At 42.5% G+C, this 17,368-nt stretch carries 17 protein-coding genes; 10 read left to right on the plus strand and 7 right to left on the minus strand.

What is annotated here, in order from left to right; genetic code table 11:
* Window positions 1-104: 104 nt before the first annotated feature.
* The gene (locus B4Q04_RS11930; protein ID WP_013994245.1) at window positions 105-920 is read right to left on the minus strand and encodes a 2,3,4,5-tetrahydropyridine-2,6-dicarboxylate N-succinyltransferase; all 816 of its coding nucleotides are present in this window, start codon (window positions 918-920) and stop codon (window positions 105-107) included.
* A gap of 203 nt (window positions 921-1,123) precedes the next feature.
* Between B4Q04_RS11930 and ruvX the strand changes: the two genes are divergently transcribed.
* From ruvX to B4Q04_RS11960, 6 genes are all read left to right on the plus strand, one after another.
* Window positions 1,124-1,534 carry a Holliday junction resolvase RuvX gene (gene ruvX / locus B4Q04_RS11935; RefSeq protein ID WP_046287935.1) on the plus strand — a complete coding sequence of 137 codons (411 nt, stop codon included), beginning with the start codon at window positions 1,124-1,126 and terminating at the stop codon, window positions 1,532-1,534.
* Complete coding sequence (gene def, locus B4Q04_RS11940) at window positions 1,535-2,125, plus strand: peptide deformylase (protein WP_013994247.1); 591 nt, start codon at window positions 1,535-1,537, stop codon at window positions 2,123-2,125.
* Window positions 2,126-2,185: 60 nt separating this feature from the next.
* A complete protein-coding gene (locus B4Q04_RS11945; protein WP_013994248.1) occupies window positions 2,186-2,605 on the plus strand; it encodes a DUF5606 domain-containing protein in 420 nt (139 codons plus the stop codon).
* A 229-nt stretch (window positions 2,606-2,834) separates the two neighbouring features.
* On the plus strand, window positions 2,835-3,278 hold the full coding sequence (locus B4Q04_RS11950; RefSeq protein ID WP_013994249.1) for a BLUF domain-containing protein: 444 nt from the start codon (window positions 2,835-2,837) through the stop codon (window positions 3,276-3,278).
* Between the two features lie 452 nt (window positions 3,279-3,730).
* Window positions 3,731-4,819 carry a sensor histidine kinase gene (locus B4Q04_RS11955; RefSeq protein WP_088696943.1) on the plus strand — a complete coding sequence of 363 codons (1,089 nt, stop codon included), beginning with the start codon at window positions 3,731-3,733 and terminating at the stop codon, window positions 4,817-4,819.
* A 21-nt stretch (window positions 4,820-4,840) separates the two neighbouring features.
* Entirely contained in the window at window positions 4,841-5,227 is a 387-nt protein-coding gene (locus tag B4Q04_RS11960; protein ID WP_236631012.1) for a response regulator, read from the plus strand.
* A 62-nt stretch (window positions 5,228-5,289) separates the two neighbouring features.
* Here the strand turns inward: B4Q04_RS11960 and B4Q04_RS11965 are convergent, their stop codons facing one another.
* The 5 genes from B4Q04_RS11965 to B4Q04_RS11985 all read right to left on the minus strand — a co-directional run bounded on the left by B4Q04_RS11965 (window position 5,290) and on the right by B4Q04_RS11985 (window position 9,825).
* The gene (locus B4Q04_RS11965) at window positions 5,290-6,906 is read right to left on the minus strand and encodes a beta-N-acetylhexosaminidase (protein ID WP_088696945.1); all 1,617 of its coding nucleotides are present in this window, start codon (window positions 6,904-6,906) and stop codon (window positions 5,290-5,292) included.
* Between the two features lie 35 nt (window positions 6,907-6,941).
* Window positions 6,942-7,580 carry a GDSL-type esterase/lipase family protein gene (locus B4Q04_RS11970; protein ID WP_088696946.1) on the minus strand — a complete coding sequence of 213 codons (639 nt, stop codon included), beginning with the start codon at window positions 7,578-7,580 and terminating at the stop codon, window positions 6,942-6,944.
* Window positions 7,581-7,586: 6 nt separating this feature from the next.
* The gene (locus tag B4Q04_RS11975) at window positions 7,587-8,462 is read right to left on the minus strand and encodes an alpha/beta hydrolase (RefSeq protein WP_088696947.1); all 876 of its coding nucleotides are present in this window, start codon (window positions 8,460-8,462) and stop codon (window positions 7,587-7,589) included.
* A 49-nt stretch (window positions 8,463-8,511) separates the two neighbouring features.
* Entirely contained in the window at window positions 8,512-9,237 is a 726-nt protein-coding gene (locus B4Q04_RS11980) for an MIP/aquaporin family protein (protein WP_013994255.1), read from the minus strand.
* A 135-nt stretch (window positions 9,238-9,372) separates the two neighbouring features.
* Complete coding sequence (locus B4Q04_RS11985) at window positions 9,373-9,825, minus strand: DUF1569 domain-containing protein (protein ID WP_088696948.1); 453 nt, start codon at window positions 9,823-9,825, stop codon at window positions 9,373-9,375.
* 198 nt (window positions 9,826-10,023) lie between these two features.
* On the opposite strand from B4Q04_RS11985, the gene B4Q04_RS11990 reads away from it, so the two are divergent.
* The 4 genes from B4Q04_RS11990 (at window position 10,024) to B4Q04_RS12005 (ending at window position 16,366) form a co-directional block, all read left to right on the plus strand.
* Window positions 10,024-10,449: a hypothetical protein gene (locus B4Q04_RS11990; protein ID WP_013994257.1), complete on the plus strand. Its 426-nt coding sequence runs from the start codon at window positions 10,024-10,026 to the stop codon at window positions 10,447-10,449.
* Window positions 10,450-10,595: 146 nt separating this feature from the next.
* Window positions 10,596-11,678, plus strand: coding sequence for an efflux RND transporter periplasmic adaptor subunit (locus tag B4Q04_RS11995; protein ID WP_088696949.1), 1,083 nt, complete (start codon window positions 10,596-10,598; stop codon window positions 11,676-11,678).
* A gap of 25 nt (window positions 11,679-11,703) precedes the next feature.
* The gene (locus tag B4Q04_RS12000; RefSeq protein ID WP_088696950.1) at window positions 11,704-14,910 is read left to right on the plus strand and encodes an efflux RND transporter permease subunit; all 3,207 of its coding nucleotides are present in this window, start codon (window positions 11,704-11,706) and stop codon (window positions 14,908-14,910) included.
* A gap of 22 nt (window positions 14,911-14,932) precedes the next feature.
* A complete protein-coding gene (locus B4Q04_RS12005; RefSeq protein WP_088696951.1) occupies window positions 14,933-16,366 on the plus strand; it encodes a TolC family protein in 1,434 nt (477 codons plus the stop codon).
* Between the two features lie 88 nt (window positions 16,367-16,454).
* Here the strand turns inward: B4Q04_RS12005 and B4Q04_RS12010 are convergent, their stop codons facing one another.
* Window positions 16,455-17,366, minus strand: coding sequence for an SMP-30/gluconolactonase/LRE family protein (locus B4Q04_RS12010; protein WP_088696952.1), 912 nt, complete (start codon window positions 17,364-17,366; stop codon window positions 16,455-16,457).
* Window positions 17,367-17,368: the final 2 nt, after the last annotated feature.

The raw sequence follows: 17,368 nt of genomic DNA on the forward strand, positions 1-17,368 counted from the left end.
TTCGGAAAGGGTTGCGTTTCCGAACTTTATTAAACTACCACCTTCTTATAACAATTAAAAAACAAAAAAATTATGTTTTTAAAAAAAAAACCTTTATACCACGTTTAAACCGCTACATCATATTCGCGCAAAGCATCGTTTAGAGAGGTCTTTTTATTGGTACTCTCTTTTCGTGTGCCAATGATCAAAGCACAAGGCACTTGAAATTCGCCAGCGGAAAATTTCTTGGTATAGCTCCCTGGTATAACAACTGAACGGGCAGGTACCCTACCTTTCATTTCTACGGGCTCGGTACCGGTTACATCTATAATTTTGGTCGATGCCGTAAGAACCACATTAGCGCCCAATACGGCCTCTTTCTCTACTCGAACCCCTTCTACTACAATACATCTAGATCCTATGAATGCGTTGTCTTCTATGATTACCGGGGCTGCTTGTAATGGCTCTAAGACCCCGCCAATGCCTACTCCTCCACTGAGGTGAACGTTTTTGCCTATTTGTGCGCAGCTTCCAACGGTAGCCCATGTGTCGACCATGGTGCCTTCGTCTACATAAGCGCCGATATTTACGTAGCTAGGCATTAAAATGGTACCGGCAGAAATGTAAGCGCCATGACGGGCAACGGCGTTAGGTACCACGCGAATACCTTTCTCCTGATAACCTCGCTTTAAGGGGATTTTATCGTGGTATTCGAAAATTCCCGCTTCAAGTGTTTCCATTTTTTGGATAGGAAAATAAAGAACAACACCTTTCTTTACCCATTCGTTGATCTGCCATCCGTCTGCCGTTGGTTCGGCACAACGTAATTTACCTTGATCCAGAAGGTTTACGACTTCTCTGATGGCGTCTTGGGTAGCCGTTTCTTTTAAAAGTTCTCTGTTGTCCCATGCTTTTTCAATGGTCTCTCTTAACTCGGTCATTTTTTGTAGAATTAAATGTTATCGATGGCGCTAACGCTGCGCTACATGCCAATTTTTGTTTAGTATTTCATAGGCCATTTAGTGATTTATGATCACCAAGGTCTTTTTGAAAGTGCAAATATACGGGCTCAAATATGATTTCGGGATTCAAATTTACGGTTATAACAATTTATAGGTTATTTTTGCAAAAAATAAATGAGAGGGTGGGAAGATTGTTGGCTTTGGATTATGGAAAGAAACGAACGGGAATCGCCGTTACCGATGAGTTACAACTGATTGCCTCTGGTTTAACGACGGTGCCTACTGCCGGACTTGTAGACTTTTTAAAAGATTACGTATCGAAAGAAAAGGTAGATAGGTTTATTGTGGGCGAACCGCGCCAGATGAACAATGAGCCAAGCGAGTCGGAAGCCTTGATCGTTCCATTTTTAAATCGTTTGGCCAAGGTTTTTCCGCAAATTCCTATAGAACGCCAAGACGAGCGTTTTACCTCAAAAATGGCTTTTCAGACCATGATCGATAGCGGCCTTAAAAAGAAAAAACGTAGAGACAAGGCACTGGTTGATGAAATCAGCGCAACGATTATCCTACAAGCCTATTTAAATAAGATATAAATGATTTTACCAATTGTTGCGTACGGAGATCCCGTATTACGAAAGGTAGGTACCGACCTACCCAATGATTATCCGAAGCTGAAAGAACTTGTAGAAAATATGTGGGAGACCATGTACAACGCCAATGGTGTTGGCTTGGCCGCTCCGCAAATAGGGCTACCTATCCGTTTGTTTATCGTCGATACTACTCCTTTTTCAAAAGATGAAGACCTTTCTGAAGAAGAACAGAAGCAGTTGAACGGATTCAAAAAAGTATTCATAAACGCCCAAATAGAAGAAGAAACGGGTGATGAGTGGGCCTTTAGTGAAGGATGCTTGAGTATTCCTGATATTCATGAAGACGTCAAGAGAAAGGATACGGTGACCATAAGCTATGTTGACGAAAATTTTAAGGCGCATACCGAAACCTATGATGGACTTCTGGCTCGGGTCATTCAACACGAATACGACCATATCGAAGGCATATTGTTCACCGACAAATTGTCGACCTTAAAGAAGCGTATGCTAAAGAGCAAATTGACCAATATTTCTAAAGGGAACATTAGGGCCGATTACCGCATGCGTTTTCCAAACCTAAAAAAAGGACGTTAAAATTTCATCGTAATCCGTTGAAAAGTGCAATATTTGCGCTCCTAAAATGTAAATTTTTATATGAGTTTAGATAAAATCTTATCCATAGGAGGTAAACCAGGCCTTTACAAATTGGTCACCCAAACCCGTACGGGATTCGTAGCTGAATCGCTTATCGATAAAAAACGCATCACCGTTGGAATGCGAAGCAACGTAAGCATTCTGTCTGAAATTGCAATTTATACCTTGGATGAGGAATTGCCCCTAAGGGAAGTATTCCTAAAGATACAGGTGAAGGAAAAGGGAGGTAAAACTTCAATTGCCCATAAAGCCGAAAAAATTAAGTTGGAAGAGTATTTTTTTGAAATTCTTCCCAACTACGATGAAGATAGGGTATATGCCAGCGATATTAAGAAGGTAATACAATGGTACAACATACTACATGATAATGGTATTACCGATTTTGCAGGGGATAAGAAAGAAAGTACTGAAGAAGAATAAGTTTTCCTGCTGATGTAATTTATAATATAAAACCCTCTGAACGAGGGTTTTTTGCATTCTTGACCTTTGATAGGCTCGATTTAATGCAAATATCAACATGTAAGATAAAACTTATTTTATTTGAGAGAATATATTGTAATTATCTGAATTACAGTTTTTTCCATATTTTCTTTGTTATATTATCGTTACCTTAGCTAGTAACTAGCCAATCCAAATACGACCAAATTACATGTTCTGTTTAGTATATACGTCTATTGCGAATATTGATTTTGGAACACATGAAATTCACGAATTGCTCGAAAGGGCGAGAGATTTCAATAAGCGCAACAATATTACGGGCTGTTTGCTTTTCTATAAAGACCGATTTGTGCAATACTTAGAAGGTGAAGAGACCGTTGTTAAAGAGCTTTTTGAGAGAATCAAGAAAGACCCTAGAAACCGAGAGGTAAGCCTGTTGTCGGAAAGCAAGATCCACAATAGGGAATTTGAAAGCTGGAGTATGGCTTTCGAGCACCTCAAGGCCGAGAACAGCAACCTTCAATATTTAAAATTATTGGTAGGCACCTTTTTTGAAAATCCTGAAAATTCATTATCTCCTAATCCCACATCCATTGAGTTCTGGAACGCCACCAAGCTATTATTGGAGACCAAGTACGCCAGTAAAAATGACTAAAGGGCAGTAGTGCCTCAAAAAGTGTTGGTGTATACTTGCCTGTTTCAAGGCATATTCCTCTATATTTCTTTCAATCACGGTTGGGGCATAAAATACCAATTCGGTATAACCTATAGCGTGCCCAAATCCCAAATATTCCAGATGCCTGTATGATCAATGGTTTTTGATCACATACGTATCCATACCTGATATTTTTCAATGCGACATTTAAAAAGGCAAGAATGAAGGGGGGAGTTATAGCTGTCTTTTTTTATAACAATCTTGTGTGGTTTAAATAGCTGTTTATTAGGGTTTTGTGTTGTGTTTTGACATTGTTGAATGTTTTTCGTCTACAACTAATCGTTACTCACCCTTAGCTTTTTGCTTTATACCTTCTTCTAACGACTATTTGTTCTAAAGGGCTATAAATTAGTGGTGTAAGTCACTGATGATTTGTCCCAAACAAGAAAAATATGATGAAACCTACTACTACAATTAATAATGATTTAAAGAGTGCCTTTTTTGAAAATGCGTATTCTCCTTTTGTTATCCTTGATGACCAAATGAATTTTGTGGACGCTAATCAAGCATCCATAGTTACAGTGGGAATTGCTAAAGAAAATTTTATAGGAAGAAATTTATTGGACATATTTCCATATCTAAAAGGTACGGAGCGTTATGATGCATACAAAGAAGTACTTAAGACGGGAGTTCCGGCGGGATATGATGAACTGTCCTTCGTAAGGGACAATGTTGAGTATAAGTGGATGGTCAAAGCCTTCAAGATTGGAGATTATTTGGGGATTTCTACTCGTGATATAACCAACTTGAGTAACACCATAGATCAACTAAAAATAGCACAGCGTTCTTTAAAGGATGTGAATGTGAACTTAAAAAGGAAGAACCGAGAGTTAGAAGAGTTTTCCTATGTGGCCGCGCATGACCTGAGGGCTCCACTTACCAATTTAAAAAGCCTTTTTGAAATGTTTTTAAAGGCAGGGCCTATTTCTGATGAACTGTCTCCCATAGTTGTCAGAATGCAGTCGGTGACGAAAATTATGTGTGATAAAATTAGGGCTTTGAATGAAGTTATTGCGGTGAAGTCCAATTTTAACGGGAATCACGAAAAAGTGGTTTTTTCCGAGGTGGTGGCCAAGGTTAAGGCCGGCCTTTCAGAAGATATCATCAAAAGCAGGGCTATTATCAAGGAAGACTTCTCGGGCTGTCCATCTCTTAAATATAGTCCTATCCACATAGAGAGTATTGTTCAGAACCTTATGTCCAATGCCCTGAAGTATCGACATCCTAAGCGAAAGCCTATCATTAAAATATCGGCGAAGGAAGTTCATGGTAAGATACACTTGAGTTTCAAGGATAATGGCTTGGGCTTTGATCCTGCTTTATCGGATAAAATTTTCGGACTCTTCAAAAGAATGCACACACACGTTGAAGGCTTGGGAATAGGCCTTTACATTATTCATTCGATAGTTACCCAAAGCGGGGGGGGAATCGAGGTCGAAAGTCAAGTGAACAAGGGAACTGAATTTAAGATCCAATTTTAGCAACAAGTAAAATCCATGAAAATGATTCAAATATTGATTATCGAAGATGACGATGTTACCAACTTTATTACCGAAACCAAGTTGAACGAAATAGGGCTGTACCATATAGCCATTGTAACCAATGGCCAAATGGGCATAGACTATTTAAAGGGCAACGATTGTCCGGATCTAATTTTATTGGATATAAATATGCCAATTTTAGATGGTTGGGAATTTCTTGCTGCTAAAAAAAGACTGGGTTTGTGTCCAAATATTCCCATCATCATAACCACTTCATCGGGAAGACCGGAAGATAGGTTTAAGGCGACCACTTTTAAGGATATCTATGAGTATTTGGAGAAGCCCGTGAATTTTGATGTTTTACAACGCCTACTTTTGAATTTGGAAAAAAAGAAACTTGAATGTTAACTTCATTTCCATTTTCAATTTTTTTGCTTTCAATTGGGTAAGCTGGTTCTATTTAAATTGGGTCAATCTTTTTTGATTTCCTTATAGGTATATTGGCTTTTTTTCCAATCGATTAATGGAGAGGGATAGTATTTTACGTTCATTCGGTCCAAGAAAGGGGCTTGCTGGGCTAAACGGACTTTATACTTCTCCCAATCGCGGTTTTCGGGCGTTGACCAACTCAATTCGGCATAACCTATGGCCCGCGGAAATGCCAAGTACTCTAGTTCGTCAATGTTACTAATGGTTTCTGACCATAAGGGGGCTTCAATGCCTAAAATGTTTTCCAGGGGTACCCCTTCATAGGTTTCGGGAGACCATTCATAGGCCGTATCCGTGGGGATATAGGCGGCCCAGTGCAGTCCGTGTTTAGATAGGCTGTCGTATTGCATGTCGAGATAGGCCTTTTTTGCCGGAGACATAATAATTTTCATTCCTTTTTCTACGGCTAGGTCGGCATTTTCTTTGCTTGACCAAAACTGGGAAATTGAGGTGGAGTCTATATTTGCGGTAGCAACCTCATCCCATCCGATCATCCGCTTGCCGTATTTCTGCACAATTTTTTCTACTTTTTCAACAAAGTACACATAGTCTTTTTTCTTGGTAACATGGCTTTCGTCTCCACCGATATGAAAATAGGGGCCAGGGCTTATGGCGGAAATCTCGCGTACTACATCGTCAATAAAGGCATAGGTAGTATCTTTTCTTGTGTCGAAGGTGCTGAAACCAACTCGCATACCCGTGTATAGTTTTACTTCTTTCCCATTTCCGTTTAAGAAGGGGTATGAAACGGAGGCTGCATTCGTATGTCCTGGCATGTCTATTTCAGGTACGATGGTCATATGCCGTTGGGCTGCGTAGTTGACAATATCGCTATATTCCTCTTGCGTATAGAATCCTCCTGATTTTCCTCCTACTTCGGTGCTTCCTCCTACTTCCGTGAGTTTGGGCCATGATTTGATTTCAATACGCCAACCTTGGTCATCGGATAGGTGTAAATGCAAGACGTTGTATTTGTAGTAGGCGAGAAGGTCTATATATTTTTTTACATCTTCTACACTAAAAAAATGACGGGCTACGTCGAGCATACTTCCTCTGTACTCAAAAACGGGGTTGTCGGTAATTTTCCCAGTGGGAATGTTCCATACTTGGTACGGAGCTACGGTATCGTTCGGTATTTCCGGTATGATTTGACGAATGGTCTGTACCCCTCTAAAAGCACCTGTTGAGGTATTCGCATTTAGAATTATGGAGTCTTTGGTGATGTACAGTTGGTAGGCCTCGGGGGCGTTCAATTCTAAACTGTCGGACTGGTTGATGTAGATAACGCCTTCACGTTCTGGAGTATCTTCCGTATTTACGGGGATATCCAAGGAAGTCTTGGCGTGTATTTTTTCGGAAAGAAATCGACCTACTTCGGGAAAACCATCGGCGTTTTCCGAGGTGTATATGGCGGTAAACTTATCTAAGGCAAAGCCTGAATTCGTAGGAATGACCTTCATCGGCATAGGGATCATAGGTTCCATGGCCAAATCGGTCTGCGGTAGGTTCAAGACGCGTTTCTTTTTTTCTGGTTCGCACGAACATAGTGCCACGAAAATACAGCTGATAAACAATGCTTTGATCAAGTTAGATTTCATCGAAGTAGTTTTTATGGGTTTGGGGTATTACGTGTCTAGTTGAGGTAATCTTTTAACACGGAATACCATATTTCATATCCTTTAGGGTTCATATGCAAGCCGTCTTCCACAAAAATATCCTGCTTCACCTTTCGGCCATCGAGCATAGGGTTCCAGACATCGACATATAGCAAACGGCCGTCGGTATATGTCATTTTTTCCATCTTTCGGTTCAGCCTTTTATATTTCCTTCTTAGTTTCCATCGGGCCAAACTCGGTTTTGCGGAGATAAAAACAATCTCGGTCTGTGGGTTTTCCTTAAAGATACTGTCTTTGATCGCTGTTATGGTGCGAATAATATCTTTTGGCTTTTTTTTGTTTTGGATGTCATTGTCCCCTTCGTATATAAAAACTTTTTTGGGATGGTAGCGTAGAATAAGCTCGTCGGTAAATTGAAGTAAATCTATAGCCTGCGAGCCACCGAATCCTGAATTGATGATCTGATGCTCGGGAAAGCGCTCTTGAAGGTCTTTCCAGACACGTATACTGGAACTTCCGGTAAACACAATACTCTCTTGTGAGGCATCATAAAGGCTGTCGTATTTTTGTACAATGGCCTTTACCTCTTTATTAAAGGCACTTTGGGCATGTAGGGAAAAGCTCGCTAAAAGGAATATGATAAGGGATGTTTTCATTTGAATTTAATTAGAAGTTGAGGTAATTCCTTGGGCAACGGACCATTCATAAAATCGTTGTATCCAATGATCGGCCGGTAAGCCTTGCTTTTTTAGGCCAAAGCCGTGGCCGCCTTTGGCGTACATATGTAGTTCCGGCCGTTGACCGGCTTTGATCCAAGAATTATATATTTCAATGCTGCCGGGTGCAAGGCCCAATGAATCGTCACTGGCACAGATAACAAGCATATCTGGGGCATTTTCCGGGGCTTCCTGAACAGGGTAGGCACTTGTCCATGCATATACAGGAACGATAAAATCGGGTCTGTCTTTGTCTTTGTAGTTATAAGCTACGCCCATGGTCACGGCGCCTCCAGCCGAAAAACCCATAAAGCCTATTTTGTTTGGATCTAATTGATATTTTTTTGCATTCTCCCTAACATATGAAACGGCTGAAAGTCCATCGGCAATAGACAAGGGGAAAACGGCCGCTATTCTTTCGGTTATACGGGATGGATCGGTTTTGCCTTCGGTGCTATATTCTTGAACGGCATCTTGGCCCGTGGGCACAAGGCGGTATTTTAAAACGAATGCGGTTATGCCTTTATCGGCAAGCCACTTGGCAACGTCTCTACCTTCGCTATTGATACTGTGGGCGTACAGGGCGCCGCCAGGAGCAATTATAACAGAAGTTCCGTTAGGTTTTTTAGGTTGAAAAACTTGAAGGGTGGGAACCGATACATTGGTGACCACCTCTGTTTTCCATATCTCCGAAAAGTATTGTTTTTCTTGATGCTCCCATTTCACGGTCGTACTCTCTTCATAGGGCAATTCTATAAATTCTTGGGCAAAGCTGATCTGAACAATGATCAAGAAAGAAAATACGAGACTAAGTTTTTTCATGTGCTGTTGTTATTTATGGCACTTAACAATAGGGGTAATGGATTACGGTTTAAACGGCAATGGCCAAATAGGTCAAGGCGGCTACAACGGCACCGCATAATGGAGCTACAATTGGGATCCATGCGTAACCCCAATCACTGCTTCCTTTTCCTTTTAAGGGCAAGATGGCGTGCAAAAGTCGCGGACCAAAATCACGCGCGGGGTTAATGGCATAACCTGTCGGTCCCCCAAGACCAAATCCTATGCCCATTACTAAGAGGGCTACGGGTAAAGCATCTAAGGAACCGAGTGAAATCGGTTCGTCACCAAATGTGCCACCAGCGATAAAAAATACACCGAATACCAAGACAAACGTGCCTATGGCCTCGGTAACAAAATTCCAAAAAGGACTCCTAATGGCCGGAGCGGTACAAAAGGTGGCCAGTATGGCACCTTGGTCTTCGGTTGCATCGTAGTGCTTTTTGTAACTGAGCCAAACCATAAAGTTCCCCATCATGGCCCCTAAAATTTGTGCCAACATATAACCGGGAACCAATTGCCAACTAAATTTCCCCGCTACGGCCAAAGCCAGGGTTACGGCGGGATTTATATGGGCATGGCTTACATCGGCACTGACATATACCCCAATAAAGACGGCAATACCCCAGGCTAAGGAAATACCTGTCCAACCCGTGTCGGGGCCTTTGGTTCCTTTTAAAACTAGGTTGGCGACCACGCCATTGCCAATGAGAATAAGCAGGGCGGTGCCGATAAATTCATAGAGGTAAACGATCATAGTGGAGTTGTTTAGTTGGTGAAAAGATACTAAAAAAACAAAATTTTACGCTTGTTGAGGGCGTGGGGTGTCAATATTAAATAAGCCTTAAGTAACTAATGGATTGATATTGAGATTTTTTCCCTAAAAGGAAAATCAAACATTGAATTGCTGAAGGTGGTGGTTTAAATGCTTATAAAAAAGAGTGTTCCATTCTTGGGAAGTGAGTGGCCCGAAAGCATGCGATTCTTTGTTTTGAAAATGAGGGGCACCCAGTTGTTGTGTTTTTTCCAAATAGGCGATTAGTTTTTGTTTTTCCATTTCAAAGTCGCGTTCATCGACAATCAAAAATTCAGGTGCGGTGCGGAGGTTTCGCTTGTAAGGCTTGGGGCCTACCACCATATTTTTTGCAAAAAGTTTGATCATAAATTTTTTGAAGCCTTTAGGCTTCGGGTACTTGTCGGTATAGGTCATATCGTAGGCCACATTGCAGTGGGCCATCATTTGAGCCACATTCATTTTGCCCCATTCGTTCTGGCTTTGGGGGTTGAGGTTGTTGATGCGCGAAACAAGTTCTTGAACATCTGTGGGGTCGAATATATTTTTCATAGTGGGCTGGTTTAAAGAATAAAGACCAACAAGTGAAATGGTCTGACCGAAAGATATTTAAAAAAAGTGGAACTTTTATTTTTAGTTCGTCGGTAAAAGGGGCTTTAACTGCTTATAACGAATTAAAAGTCTGTGTTAACAAACATTTAAGATAGACATGTTGTCCACATTAGGGTCGTGTACTAGTTTTGCTTCCAGATGAAAAAAAAGGTGCTTAAATATCTTTTATCTCTTTTTGTACTTCTGATAGGTGTTTGCAATCAAAGCGTTGCAAATTCACTTGTTGAAGGTGGTTTTTTCATTTATGGGAATTATTCCAACGATGCTGACACGGTCGATATAAGTGTCGATGGATTGTTGCAACAAGCAATTTTGAGCTCTTCTTCCACCGAAAAACATCGCAGCCATAAGGTGGAATGTATCGATAGTGAGGAAGAAGAGAGCGAACCTACCGTTTTAAAAAATCAATCGAGTAAGGTTTCCTTTTTGTGTTCTTTCTCGATTTTCTATCGAACTACTTACCTTTTTGACCGGGTAAAGAAGCAATTTTCGTTTTACGAACACTTTACCTACTTATCTACGTATAAGTCCCTTCACCTCATATTCAGCGTTTTTCGACTGTGATATCTCAAATCGGGTTCGGTCGTGACTATAAGCCGAATGCTGTCTTCTTTTTTCAGTGCGATGCGGAACAATGCACTTGAAAAACAATCATTTTCGATGTTGTAACACATCATCATAAACCATTATCAAAACTAAAATATTAAGTTATGAGAAGAATTTTCATGCTCATGGGCTTGGCTGTGCTATTGCTTCACTCAAGTTGTAAATCGGAAAAAAAACACCAAGAATCGGAAACAAAATTTTTGGTAACCAGCCCCTTAAAGAAAGATACCACCATAATTAACGAATACGTTTGTCAAATACAGTCTATAAGACACATTGAACTCAGGTCGCAAGAACGGGGCTATCTGCAAAAAGTGTTTGTCGATGAAGGCCAGTTCGTAAAGAAAGGCCAGTTACTCTTTCAAATTATGCCCAAACTATATCGGGCGGAGCAGCAAAAGGCACAAGCGGAAGCCGAAGTGGCAAGAATAGAATATGAAAATACCAAATCGCTGGCAGATAGTAACATAGTATCACAAAACGAACTGGCTATGGATAAGGCCAAGCTCGACAAGGCCAATGCGGAATTGGCTTTGGCACAGGTGCATTTGGGCTTTACCGAAATACGGGCTCCTTTTGATGGTATAATCGACCGCTTTCTTGTCAGGCCGGGTAGTCTAGTTGAAGAAGGGGAGTTGCTTACCAGTTTATCCGACAATGGAAAAATGTGGGTGTACTTTAATGTTTCAGAACCCGAATACCTAGATTATAAAACGAATTTAAAGGATGATAGCAAGGCTACGGTAAACTTGCTGATGGCCAATCACAGGCAATTTGAACATCCGGGAATCGTAGAGACTATCGAAGCCGATTTCAACAATGAAACGGGTAACATTCCCTTTAGGGCCACTTTTCCGAACCCCGATGGATTGCTTAGACATGGTGAAACGGGTAATGTGCTTATGTCGGTTCCATTGAAAGATGCATTGATCATTCCGCAAAAGGCCACCTTTGAGGTGCTCGATAAAAAATATGTTTTTGTAGTGGACGATACCAATAAGGTCGTGTCAAAAGAAATTACCATTAGCGCCGATATGCAAGACCTTTACGCCGTAAGCGAAGGCTTGAAGGAGGGCGATAAAATTTTGCTGGAAGGTTTACGTAAGGTTAGGGATAACGATGAGATATCCTACGAGTTTGAAAAGCCCGATGAGGTTCTCGCCCATCTAGAACTTTACTCTGAATAATCTAACGTAAAAAAATAGCAAGAATATGTTTAACAAATTTATAGAAAGACCAGTGTTGTCCATTGTGATATCACTGTTCATCGTGTTCTTGGGCATGCTCGCCATCAAGACACTGCCCATATCACAGTTCCCATCCATTGCACCACCAAGGGTAAACGTAAGTATAGCCTATCCAGGGGCCAGTGCCGAGGTATTGGTCAATTCGGTGCTGATTCCAATGGAGAAATCCATTAACGGAACGCCCGGTATGAAGTACATGACATCCGATGCCACTAGTGCAGGCGAAGCTACCATTCAGGTTATTTTTGACTTGGGCGTAGATCCCAACCAAGCCGTAGTAAGCGTTAAAAACCGTATCGAGCAGGTCACTAGTCGCTTACCGGAACTGGTTCAGCGTGAAGGTATCGTTATTTCAAAGGCTCAGCCCAATATGTTGATGTACGTAAACCTGTATAGCGAGGATGAACATGCCGATGAAAAGTTTCTTTACAACTATGCCAACGTAAATATACTGCCGGAATTAAAGCGGATAAAAGGTATAGGCCTGGCAAAAATATTGGGAAGTCGTCAATATGCCATGAGGGTCTGGTTAAAACCCGACCGAATGCGGGCCTATAACGTTTCTACGGAAGAAGTAATGGAAGCCTTGCAAGAGCAGAGCATTATAGGTTCGCCCGGTAGATTGGGCCGTAGTTCGGGTAAACGCTCACAATCGCTGGAATATGTGCTGACCTATGAAGGGAGGTACAACGAGCCGAAGCAATATCAGGATGTTATCATAAAATCGAATCCTGATGGTGAAATCCTGTATTTGAAAGATATAGCCGATGTTAATTTGGGAAGTGAGTTTTACGATATCTATTCCAACTTAGACGGGCACCCATCTGCAGCGATTACCTTAAAACAGACTGCAGGAAGTAATGCTAACGATGTAATTGAAGCGGTTAAGGCTAAATTGGAAGAGATCAAAGGCGATAATTTCCCTAAGGGGATGGATTACGAAATCAGTTATGATGTTTCCAGTTTCTTGAACGCCTCCATAGACAAGGTGGTACACACCCTTGGGGAAGCCTTTGTCTTGGTGGCCTTAGTGGTCTTTATTTTCTTGGGCGATTGGCGTTCTACCTTGATTCCTACCATAGCGGTTCCTGTTTCCTTGGTCGGGGCGTTTTTCTTTATGCAGCTGTTCGGACTTACGATTAACCTTATCACGCTCTTTGCCCTGGTTCTTGCCATTGGTATCGTGGTCGATAACGCTATTGTGGTGGTCGAGGCGGTACACGTAAAAATGGAAGAAGACCATCTCTCTCCCTTTAAGGCTTCAAAGATGGTGGTGCACGAAATAAGTGGGGCTATTATCGCCATTACCTTGGTGATGACCGCTGTGTTCATTCCGGTGTCTTTTATGACCGGACCTGTGGGTGTGTTTTATCGACAGTTCGCCATTACCATGGCCACATCCATTGTTATTTCAGGGGTCGTAGCCTTGACGCTTACCCCGGTACTTTGTGCGATGATATTGAAAAATAATCATGGGGAACCCAGAAAGAAAACCCTGATGAACCGGTTTTTAGACGGGTTTAATCATCGTTTTGAAAAGCTGACGGGCAAGTACACCAACTTTCTTAAGTTGATCGTTAACCGGCGGACGGTAACTTTTGGACTTTTGATTGCCTTTTGCGCGGGTATATTTTTTACGAGTAAGACCTTGCCGACAGGCTTTATCCCGAATGAAGACCAAGGCATGATCTACGCTATTTTACAAACCCCTCCGGGCTCTACTCTTGAGCGGACCAACGAGGTGTCCCGTAAATTGCAGAAGATAGCGGAAGAGATACCCGGCATCAGGTCGGTATCGGCCTTGGCGGGTTATGAGGTCTTGACAGAGGGACGTGGATCCAATGCGGGAACCTGTCTCATCAACCTTGAAGACTGGTCGGAACGAGAAATGTCTTCCGTTGAGATCATAGAAGAGCTTGAGGAGAAGGCAAAGGATATTCCCGGGGCTACCATTGAATTCTTTCAACCACCGGCAGTGCCCGGTTACGGAGCGGCAGGTGGCTTTGCCTTGCGCTTGTTGGACAAGACGAATTCGGGCGATTATAAGGCGTTTGAAAAGGTAAACGATGAGTTTATGGCCGCACTGAGAAAGCGAAAAGAGCTTTCGGGTCTATTTACCTTCTTCGCTGCAAATTATCCGCAATACGAGTTGAAAATCGATAATAAGCTCGCCATGCAAAAAGGGGTATCCATTGCCAACGCCATGGACAACCTTTCCATATTGATCGGTAGTACCTATGAACAGGGCTTTGTACGTTTCGGTAGCTTCTTTAAGGTGTATGTGCAATCGTCGCCCGAGTTTAGAAGGTTGCCGGCCGATGTTATGAAAATGTACGTAAAGAACGATCATGACGAGATGGTTCCGTATTCGGCTTTTATGAAAATGGAGAAAAAACAAGGGCTGAATGAAATTACCCGCTATAACCTGTATACGACTTCTTCAATAAACGGATCCCCTGCATCGGGTTACAGCAGTGGTGAGGCCATTGAGGCCATCCAACAAGTGGCGGAAGAGGTATTGCCCCGTGGTTATGGTATCGATTGGGCCGGACTTTCAAAAGATGAGGTGGGACGTGGAAACGAGGTATTGTACATTTTCTTGATCGTACTGGCCTTCGTCTATATGATCCTTGCCGCACAGTATGAGAGTTTCTTATTGCCCTTAGCCGTTATTCTATCATTGCCCGCCGGTGTCTTCGGCTCGTTTATATTGCTTAAGGTAATGGGACTGTCGAATAACATTTATGCCCAAGTGGGGCTGGTGATGTTAGTGGGACTTCTAGGTAAAAATGCAGTCCTTATCGTCGAGTTTGCCGTTCAGAAGCACCAACAGGGACTTTCGGTTCTTGAAGCGGCCATTGCCGGGGCCAAAGAGCGTTTTAGGCCGATTTTGATGACTTCCTTCGCTTTTATAGCAGGATTGATTCCCTTGGTCTTAGCTACCGGTCCTGGGGCCATCGGTAACCGTACCATTGGTTCGGCGGCTGCCGGAGGTATGATCGTTGGTACGGTCTTCGGTGTGATTGTCGTACCCGGACTCTATTACATCTTCGGTACAATCGCGGCGAAACGCAAGTTGATCAAATACGAAGATGAAAACCCATTGTCGGAAGATTACGTTGATAACGATCCCAAACATCCCTTGTTGGCAGAGTCTATAGCGGATAAATAAACCACTAACGAAATTTAGAGAAATGTATAAAAGAATAATATATATGGGTTTGGGTATAGCATGTCTATCCCTTACGTTTTCATCGTGTAAGAGCCCCGCCGTATTGCAAAAAACGGCGAATACCGCGGTGCCGGAAAGTTATAACGGTTCGCAGGATTCGACCAATACGGCTACGGTTACATGGCGCGAATATTTTAAGGATCCCCATTTGCGTAATCTCATAGATACGGCCCTAGCCAATAACCAGGAACTGAATATTGTTTTACAGGAAATTGCTATCGCCAAGAGTGAAGTAAGGGAAAAGAAAGGAGAGTATCTTCCCTTTGTAGGCCTACGGGCCGGTGCCGGCCTAGAGAAAGTCGGGCGCTATACCAGTCAAGGTGCCAATGATGCCAATACCGATATACGTCCGGGCGAAGAATTTCCCGAACCCCTGGGAGATTTCTTGATCGGGGCCGAGGCAAGTTGGGAAATCGATGTTTGGCATAAATTGAGAAATGCCAAAAAAGCAGCCGTTACCCGTTATTTGTCTTCTATCGAAGGACGTAATTTTATGGTGACCAATCTCATTGCCGAAATTGCCGATTCATACTATGAATTGTTGGCTTTAGACAATCAATTGGCTATCGTTAAGCAGAATATTGATATTCAAAGCAACGCTTTGGAAATTGTTAAGCTTCAAAAAGCGGCCGCCAAGGTAAACGAGCTGGCGGTAAAGAAGTTTGAGGCCGAAGTCTTGCATACCAAGAGTTTACAGTTTGAACTGCAACAGCAAATCGTACAGACCGAAAACAGGATCAACTTTTTGCTCGGGCGTTACTCGCAACCTATTGAAAGGGAATATCAAGGCTTCGAAGACTTGGTGCCTGAAACGGTACATTTGGGACTTCCGTCGCAATTATTGGCCAATAGGCCCGATATTAAACAGGCGGAACTGGATCTGATGGCGGCAAAACTCGATGTGAAAGTCGCCAAGGCCCGTTTCTATCCTTCTTTGGGTATTTCCGCCGGTGTGGGCTTTCAGTCATTCAATACCAAGTACCTATTGGAAACACCCGAATCCCTACTCTATTCGGTAGTGGGCGATGTAACGGCCCCCTTGATCAATAGGAATGCCATAAAAGCGGCATACTATGGAGCGAGTGCCAAACAGCTGCAGGCAGTCTATAATTATGAGCAGACTATTTTGAACGCCTACGTTGAGGTCGTTAACCAGCTGGCCAAAATCGATAATTTGGAAAAAAGTTACGATTTAAGGTCGAAGGAAGTAGAAGCCCTTACGGCCTCTATCGATATTTCGAATCGACTATTTAAGTCGGCTAGGGCAGACTATATGGAGGTTCTTTTGACCCAACGCGATGCCTTGGAAGCCAAGGTTGAACTAATAGAGACCAAGCAAAAACAAATGAGCAGCGTGGTTAATGTATACCGTGCTTTGGGCGGCGGTTGGAACTGATTTACTCCTAATACACTTTTACTCTTAATTTAAAAAGCCATTTCACAAATTCGTGAAATGGCTTTTTTTGATTTTGAAAATTTACGGTTTACCGTACGCCTTGAACGGTCATTTCTAAGGTGTAGACCGAATCCATGGCGGTAATGAAAAGTGTTTTTTGCTCAGCACCCCCAAAGGTTACGTTGGCCGTCCAGCTTTCCGGTACATCGATATGTTCTATTTGTTCGCCTTTTGAATTGAATACCGTAACGCCCTTACCGGTTAGGTAAACATTGCCGCGGTTATCCAAGGTCATACCATCGGAGCCCATATCGGTAAATAATTTTTTATTGGAAAGGTTTCCGTTGGCATCAATAGTATACACAAAGGTCTTCTTCGCGCCAATATCGGCTATGTAAAGTGTTTTGCCATCCGGCGAACCGATAATACCGTTGGGTTGTTCAAATCCGTTGGCAACTATCCTTGGAACGGTGCTTCCTTTTGGGAGGTAATACACCCTTCGGGCAGTTTGTTCCGGCTCCGTATGTTCCCACCAAGATCTTTTGTAAAAGGGATCCGTAAAATAAATTCCTCCTGCTAAATCGACCCAAAGATCATTGGGGCCGTTCAGCTTTTTTCCTTCGTAATCCGCTATAAGCATGGTGACTTTCTTATCTGGGGCAATGCTCCATAATTCGTTCTTTTCATCGGCAGCGGCCAAAAGGTTGCCCTCATGGTCAAAATAGAGTCCGTTAGACCGTCCTGAGGGCTTCATGTAGTCGGAAACCGTATTGGTGCTGGCATCCCATTTGACAATACGGTCATTGGGCTGATCGGTAAAATAAACATCGCCGTTTTTGTCAACGGCAGGCCCTTCGGTAAATTCATATTCCTCCGAGACCAAGCTCAGTTGGGCGTCTTGGGCGATAATTCCTTTGGGTGTATTGAGTTGTGCCTTGCAGGAAGAGAGCGCCAAAACGGCGAAGACCGATAAAAGGGAGGGTATTCTAATGTTTTTCATGT

The organism is Zobellia sp. OII3 (assembly GCF_002211465.1).
In the GTDB taxonomy this organism is placed as follows: domain Bacteria; phylum Bacteroidota; class Bacteroidia; order Flavobacteriales; family Flavobacteriaceae; genus Zobellia; species Zobellia galactanivorans.